Genomic DNA, 6,642 nt, shown 5'->3' with positions numbered 1-6,642 from the left:
CGCCGCCGAAAATCGGCGGCGCCCCCTTCAGACATCAGTCAGTCGATCAGACCTCGGCGGGTTCCGGTGCGGATTCCGCTCCGCCCTGACCGCGCTTCACGCCGGCCAGCAGCATCTGCGCAACATCGAGAACCTCGATGCCCTCGGATGCGTTGCCCTCAGACTGTTCGGCGGTCAGACCGTCAGACAGCATGACGCGGCAGAACGGGCAGCCGACCGCAATCTGTTCGGCGCCGGTGGCGACGGCTTCCTTCGTGCGGTTGACGTTGATGCGCGAACCGATGGTCTCTTCCATCCACATGCGCGCACCACCGGCACCACAGCAGAAGCTCGTTTCCTTCGAGCGCTCCATTTCGCGGTACTCCACGCCGGGCAGCGAGCCGATGAGCTCACGCGGCGGTTCGTAGATCTGGTTGTGGCGGCCCAGGTAGCAGGGGTCGTGGTACGTGACCGGGGTCTGCACCTGTTCACCTTCGGCCGGAGCGACCGGGGTGAGCTTGCGTTCGCGGACGAGTTTGTTGAGCAGTTGGGTGTGGTGGACGACTTCGAACTTGCCGTCCAGCTGTGGGTATTCATTCGCGATCGTGTTGAAGCAGTGCGCACAGGTCACGACGATCTTGCGCGCCTTCATTTCGTTGAGCACCTCGACATTGGCCTGGGCCAGCATCTGGTAGAGGAACTCGTTGCCCGCGCGGCGAGCAGGGTCACCCGTGCACGATTCGCCATCGCCCAGGACGGCGAAGTCGACACCGGCCATGTTGAGAAGCTCCGCAGTTGCCTGCGTGGTCTTCTTGGCGCGGTCTTCGAACGCACCGGCGCAGCCGACCCAGAAGAGGTATTCGACTTCGCCGAGGTCCTCGATGTCGGCACCGACCTGCTTGACTTCGAAGTCGAGGTCCTTGGCCCACTCGAGGCGCTTGCGTTGGGACATGCCCCACGGGTTCTGCTTGTTTTCGAGGTTCTTGAACAGACCGCCGAGCTCGGTGGGGAACGCCGATTCGATGAGCACCTGGTAGCGGCGCATGTCAACGAAGTGGTCGACGTGCTCGATGTCCACGGGGCACTGCTCAACGCAGGCACCGCACGTGGTGCACGACCACAGGGCGTCGGGGTCGATGACGCCGAGCTCTGCGAGTTCTTCGACGTCTTGCGCGCCGACGAGCGGGCGGACTGCCTCAGCCTGAGCAGCCTCGGACAGGGTGCCCAGCAGGTCGAGGTTTTCGTGTGGGTCGGAAATGCCCTCGTAGGCGTCCATTTCCTTCTGCCACGCGCGCTTGGCCTTCTTGTCGGCATCCTCGGCAAGGGGTGCCGGCGGCTGAGCTTCGGCCTGTGCCTTCTGTGCGGCTTCCAGCCACGGCGCCTTAGCGGCCGAGTGGTTGCGCAGGTTGATCATCATGAGCTTGGGGCTCAGCGGCTTTTCCGTGTTCCAGGCCGGACACTGGCTCTGGCAACGACCGCACTCGGTACAGGTGGAGAAGTCCAGCAGACCCTTCCACGTGAAGTCTTCGACCTTGCCGACGCCCATCGTGGTGGAGTCATCCATTGCGTCGGGGTCAGAGAAGTCGAGCTCTTCGCCCTTGGACACCATCGGCTGGAGAGCGCCGAGTGAGGTGCGGCCGTTTGCGTGGCGCTTGAACCAGATGTTGAAGAACGCGAGGAAGCGGTGCCAGGCAACACCCATCGTGGGGGTGAGCGCGACGGTGACCATCCAGGCGTAGGAGATGAGGATCTTCGCCAGTGCGATCGCGACGATCAGGCCGGACACGACCGGAATCGACAGACCGGAGAAGATTTCGCCGATCCAGAAGGTCAGCGGGAAGTGCAGGATGAGGTTCGCCTGACCTTCGTGGCCCTGCAGCACGTATTCGAGGCCGCGCAGCAGTGCAATGCACAGGCAGACGCCCAGAATGGTGAACTCAACGTAGTAGGCCTGCCAGAAGTTCGAGCCGTAGAAACGCGACTTGCGCTGCTCATCGAGTGTTTCGCCCTTGGGCTTCTTGGCCTGGCGAATGGCGATCAGCACGATGATGCCGATCAGGCCGGCCATCGCGAACAGCTCTGTGATCCATTCGTAGGGCACGAAGTGGCCGATCAGCGGCAGGGTCGCAGCCGGGTTGAACAGCTGCATAGTTGCCTGAGCAAGCGTCAGCGTGAGCACGCCGAAGGAGATCATGGTGAACCAGTGGGCGATTGCCACAACGGGCAAACGCGCCATCCGGGTGTGACCCAGGAACTCCTTGACGAGGGTGCCGGTGCGTGCGCCGGCGTCGTTTGTGCGCTCACCCGCGCGCGTGGGCGCGCCGAGCTTGAAGAACTGGACGAACTTGCCGATGCGGGTCAAGAACATTGTCCAGCCGACGATGGTCGCAGCAACGCCGATGACTGCTGCGACGATCTGCAGGGCTGTCATGTGTGTATTACCTCCAGGGGGCCCTTTCGCAAGGGCCCTGAAAATCCATCAGAAAGATGGGCAGAAAAAGGTGCTCAGTTGGATTCCGCAACAGCTTCGTTGCCGAATTGGCTGCGGATTGCCTGAGCGGCATAGCGCTGAACGACGATCTGGGCGATCGCTACGCCGACACCCGAAACGATGGTCCAGGCGATGACTTCGGCCATGTCCGTGTCGGTGTCATTGGGATCGTTCGGAGCGGGACGGCCAAGCGATTTCTCCCATGCCAGGCTGATTGCCTTACGTGCGGCAACAGCGGCGAGTGCGCCTCCGCCGAGGCCGATGACTTTCCAAGCGAGTTTGCCCATGATGTCTCCTCAGATCAGTGTGGACTGCTGTGTGTCTTCTGTCTCACAAGGATACGTCACAGACAGTTCACAGTGCGGCTTAGAGCTTCTGCCAGGGATGCTATCCCGACGCGCCGAAACATGCCGAAACCGAAGGCAGTCGAGCAGTGCGAGAGCGCCGAAAGCTCACCCGGCGGCAGATCACCCTGCAACAGAGCCGAACAGCAGACCCAGCGCGTAGGTGATTCCCGCGGCACCCAGGCCGATTGCAAGCTGGCGCAGTGCGCGCGGCATCGGCGCCTTGCCGGAGAGCACGCCGACGACTCCTCCCGTGAACAGGAGGGCCGTGCTCACCAGCACGGCCGCGATCAGCAGCGGCAGGGTGCCGTCAAGCCCGAAGAAGTAGGGAATGATTGGGATGACAGCGCCAGCGCTGAAGAACAGGAAGGAGCTCACGGCAGCTCCGAGCCCCGACCCGGTTCCTTCATACTTGACCTGCGCAATCGAGCTCGGAAGGAAAGTGGCGCCTCGGGGAGTGCGCGCCCTGCCGATGGCGGTGCGGGCGGCGAGCTTCGCCTCGTCCTCGTCCATGCCGCGAGCCTGGAAGACCAGGGCGAGCTCATTGGCGTTGATGTCGAGGTCCTGAAGGATCGTGTCGGCGTCCGGCTCCGGGTTCGAGGCGTCAATCAGCTCGTGCTGGGAGCGCACCGAAATGTATTCGCCAGCGCCCATCGACAGAGCGCCGGCCAGGAGTCCCGAAATTCCGGTGAGCAGGACCTGACCGCTGGTCAGACCGGCAGCGCCGACGCCCATGACGAGTGCCAGGTTGGACACCAGGCCGTCGTTGGCGCCGAAGACCGCGGCGCGGAAATTGCCGGACATGTCAGACCGGCTCTTGGTGGCCAGTGCGCGCACAACTTCAGCGTGGACGCGTTCGTCGGCGGCCATCTGCTCGGTCGCGTACTCATCGACGATGTACGGGGAGCTGCTTTCAGCCTGCTGGGCCAGCGCCAGCACGAAGATCGAACCGAACATGCGCGCAAACATGGCCAGAATGACCACGCCGAGGTCGGGTCGGCCCGGTTTGTCAGCGTGATGGCCCAAAAGTGTGCGCCAGTGCTGCTGGTGACGACGTTCGGCGTTGGCGATCGCCAAGAGGATCCGGCGCTCATCGCCGGTCTTCTTCATGGCGAGGCTGCGGTAGACCCGCTCCTCAACGAGTTCGTTCGCCAGGTAGCGGCGCCACTGCCTGATGAGGTGTGGGTCGTCAGTCGCGGGAGTCGCAGGAGAATTCTGTTCCACACCGGCAATCGTAGGAGAGCGCTGTCCCGCAGTTTTTCTTAGCGCGGCTTAACCTCGCGAGTGCCGGCGGTTCTGAGGTTCCGCCGATTGCGGGTGCCCGGACAGTTTCATACTTTCGGCTGATGTCCGCACTCAGGGTGGCCTGGAAAACTGGAAGTATCATCGCCCGGTCCGGCTTCTGTTCTGGCCAGGGCGTACGAGCACTGCACACAAGGAAAAGGTCAATGTCACCCAAGAGGCTGTTTTCGATTCTCGCCATTGCCGAGGCGATCACGTGGACCATGCTGATCATCGGCATGGTGCTCAAGTACGGCACCCAGACCACTGAACTGGGCGTGCGGATCGGCGGAGGTGTCCACGGTTTTGTGTTCCTCGCCTACTGCGTTGTCACGGTTCTCGTGGCGACTTCGGAGCGTTGGGGCAAGGCTCGCGGTCTGCTGGGGCTCGGTTCGGCCGTCATTCCCTACGCCACCATCCCGTTTGAGATCTGGGCGCGCCGCAAGGGTCTGCTGCCCGAAAGCTGGAGCCTGGGTGAGCAGCGGCAGCCGGCCAATCCGTTTGAGCGGCTGTGCCTGTGGGCTCTGAAGAACCCGGTGCTGGCTGTTGTTGTCGGCATTGTGCTGGTTTCGGCTCTGTTCGCCTTCCTGCTGTTCTTGGGTCCGCCGGTCCCGCAGAGCTGACTGCGAGCCCGATTGTCAGGCTGATCGCACGAGGTGGAGCCCGGTTCGGGCTGGTTGAATGCCCGGGTTTGTGGTTGGCTTGATCTATGGGAGACGCAGTATCACGGGAGCGCTACACCCCGCGTGAGCGAACTGACTACCGTCGCGAGCTCAACGACGACCTGGAGACCTTTGACGCCTATCTGCAGCAGGCGGAGTTCGTCAGCCGCGGCACTATAGGCATGGAGCTTGAGCTCAACCTGGTGGATGAGCAGATGGCGCCGGCTCCTGTAAACCTCGATGTTCTCAAGACCCTTGACGATGCTGATTTCCAAAGTGAGATCGGATCGTTCAACTTCGAAATGAACCATCCGGTTCTCTCAGTTGAGGGCGATGGTCTGCGGGAACTTGAGGACGGTCTGCGTGAACGCCTCGACCGCGCGGCCGATGCTGCCGTACAGCACGACTCTTCGGTCGCGATGATAGGCACTTTGCCGACGCTCACCGAGCAGTTCCTGGAAAGCCCGGAGTGGATCACTCCGGAGAATCGCTATAAAGCACTGAGCAACGCTGTCATGGACAGCCGCGGCGAACTGGTCACGATCGACCTTGCCGACCGCGAAGTGCTCAACCACGATTTCGAAGACATTGCCCCGGAGTCTTCGTGTACGTCAATGCAGCTTCACCTGCAGGTTTCTCCGGAGCGCTTCGCCGAAGCGTGGAACGCTTCGCAGGCGATTGCCGGTGTGCAGGCGGCACTGAGTGCGAACTCACCGCTGTTCTTGGGCCGCAAGGTGTGGCACGAAAGCCGCATCCCTGTGTTCGCCCAGGCAATTGAAACCCGTCCGCCGGAACTCATCGCCCAGGGCGTGCGGCCGCGCGTGTGGTTCGGCGAACGCTGGATCACCAGCATCTTCGACCTGTTCGAAGAAAACGTCCGCTACTTCCCGGTTCTTCTGCCGGAGTCGCGCGAAGAATCGGGTTCGCCGATTATGCGCGGCGAAGCTCCCGCCCTGCACTACCTCAATCTGCACAACGGAACGGTGTGGCGCTGGAACAGGCCCATCTACGCACCAAGTTCTGACGGTTTGGCGCACGTGCGCGTGGAGAACCGCCTTCTGCCGGCCGGCCCGACCGTGGTCGACATGGTTGCGGATGCCGCGTTGTACTACGGCCTGGTCAAGTTCTTGGGAGAACAGACCCGACCCGTGTGGTCGCGCCTTCCCTTTAAGACGGCAGAGAAGAACTTCATGACGGCTGCGCGCTCTGGGCTCTACGCCCGGCAGGAATGGCCGACTCTCGGTGCGATTGACGTGGCAAAGCTCGTCCACGACTACCTGGTGCCGCAGGCCCGCCGCGGTCTCGAAAAGCTCGGCGTGAAGGAAGATCTGATCGACCGCTACATGGGCATCATCGACGGCCGGGCTGTTGGTCGGCAGAACGGTGCGCTGTGGCAGCTGCGCACGCTGAGCAGCATCAAGCCGAAGAAAACGGCCCCGGGCAGCCCAGAACGTCAGAAGGCTTTGGCCCTCATGCTTGAGCAGTACATGGAGAATCAGGCAAAAGGTGAGCCAGTCCACACGTGGAAGATCGGCGAATAAGCCGTATTGCACCTCGGTGCGAGTCCGCTTGTTCCGCGAGAACTCGCGGAATTTAGGCCGTAGAAAAATATTTTCGCCGCGGAGTTGCATCCTGCTCTGAACTGTGTGTAGAGTAGTCCTCGTTGCTCGGACGGAAAACACCGAAGCGAGCGGGCCCCAGGCCGAAGATCAGATCTTCCAAATGGTGCGGCCCCGCTTCCACTGGAACCGAAGTCCACGCAGCAGAATCAATCTGATTCGCATGGCCCGTTAGGGCTGTGAACTTTCACCTTTGATGAAGTGCTCACGGTTGTGGGTGTGGATTTTTTGTGTGTCTGTTCTTTGTCAACTCAATAGCGTGTTTG

General features: G+C 61.9%; 5 protein-coding genes. 2 read left to right on the top strand and 3 right to left on the bottom strand.

Annotated features, from left to right (window positions below; genetic code table 11):
* Nucleotides 1-46: 46 nt before the first annotated feature.
* From HMPREF3092_RS09465 to HMPREF3092_RS09455, 3 genes are all read right to left on the bottom strand, one after another.
* Complete coding sequence (locus tag HMPREF3092_RS09465) at nt 47-2,410, bottom strand: (Fe-S)-binding protein (RefSeq protein WP_218079028.1); 2,364 nt, start codon at nt 2,408-2,410, stop codon at nt 47-49.
* A gap of 74 nt (nt 2,411-2,484) precedes the next feature.
* Nucleotides 2,485-2,757: a DUF4235 domain-containing protein gene (locus HMPREF3092_RS09460; RefSeq protein ID WP_019174013.1), complete on the bottom strand. Its 273-nt coding sequence runs from the start codon at nt 2,755-2,757 to the stop codon at nt 2,485-2,487.
* A gap of 180 nt (nt 2,758-2,937) precedes the next feature.
* Nucleotides 2,938-4,038 carry a VIT1/CCC1 transporter family protein gene (locus HMPREF3092_RS09455; RefSeq protein WP_070424712.1) on the bottom strand — a complete coding sequence of 367 codons (1,101 nt, stop codon included), beginning with the start codon at nt 4,036-4,038 and terminating at the stop codon, nt 2,938-2,940.
* A gap of 224 nt (nt 4,039-4,262) precedes the next feature.
* Between HMPREF3092_RS09455 and HMPREF3092_RS09450 the strand changes: the two genes are divergently transcribed.
* The gene (locus HMPREF3092_RS09450) at nt 4,263-4,718 is read left to right on the top strand and encodes a DUF3817 domain-containing protein (protein ID WP_019174011.1); all 456 of its coding nucleotides are present in this window, start codon (nt 4,263-4,265) and stop codon (nt 4,716-4,718) included.
* 86 nt (nt 4,719-4,804) lie between these two features.
* Nucleotides 4,805-6,298 (top strand): glutamate-cysteine ligase family protein, encoded by a 1,494-nt coding sequence (locus tag HMPREF3092_RS09445; protein WP_070424711.1) that lies wholly within the window; start codon nt 4,805-4,807, stop codon nt 6,296-6,298.
* The last annotated feature ends 344 nt before the right edge of the window (nt 6,299-6,642 follow it).

The organism is Brevibacterium sp. HMSC24B04 (assembly GCF_001806835.1).
Lineage (GTDB): Bacteria > Actinomycetota > Actinomycetes > Actinomycetales > Brevibacteriaceae > Brevibacterium > Brevibacterium ravenspurgense.
Note: the sequence above shows the minus strand (reverse complement) of the source record. Positions and strands in the feature narration are given on the sequence as shown.

Excerpts from the sequence above, each read along its gene's own strand:
- HMPREF3092_RS09465 (WP_218079028.1), bottom strand. The coding sequence starts at position 2,410 with ATGACAGCCCTGCAGATCGTCGCAGCAGTCATCGGCGTTGCTGCGACC.
- HMPREF3092_RS09460 (WP_019174013.1), bottom strand. The coding sequence starts at position 2,757 with ATGGGCAAACTCGCTTGGAAAGTCATCGGCCTCGGCGGAGGCGCACTC.
- HMPREF3092_RS09445 (WP_070424711.1), top strand. The coding sequence starts at position 4,805 with ATGGGAGACGCAGTATCACGGGAGCGCTACACCCCGCGTGAGCGAACT.
- HMPREF3092_RS09450 (WP_019174011.1), top strand. The coding sequence starts at position 4,263 with ATGTCACCCAAGAGGCTGTTTTCGATTCTCGCCATTGCCGAGGCGATC.